Annotated in this window: 1 protein-coding gene; it reads left to right on the forward strand. The window is 69.1% G+C overall.

From position 1 onward, the window contains the following. The coding region (locus BZY54_RS54070; protein ID WP_425276366.1) for a hypothetical protein at positions 1-262 on the forward strand (262 nt) is incomplete at both ends.

Here is a 262-nt window from a genome sequence, read left to right on the forward strand (position 1 = left end):
ACGCGCCGCGTGTCGCTGGAGGACCTGGACAAGGTGCTGAAGGCCGGCGAGGTCCAGCAGCTGAACCTGATCATCAAGGGCGACGCGTCCGGATCGGTCGAGGCTCTGGAGTCCTCCCTGCTCCAGCTGGACGTCGGCGAAGAGGTCGACATCCGCGTCCTGCACCGCGGCGTCGGTGCGGTCACGGAGTCCGACATCGACCTGGCGATGGGCTCCGACGCCATCGTGATCGGCTTCAACGTGCGCGCGGCCGGCCGTGCGC

The sequence above is a fragment of the Streptomyces carpinensis genome (genome assembly GCF_002154505.1).
In the GTDB taxonomy this organism is placed as follows: Bacteria; Actinomycetota; Actinomycetes; order Streptomycetales; family Streptomycetaceae; genus Streptomyces; species Streptomyces carpinensis.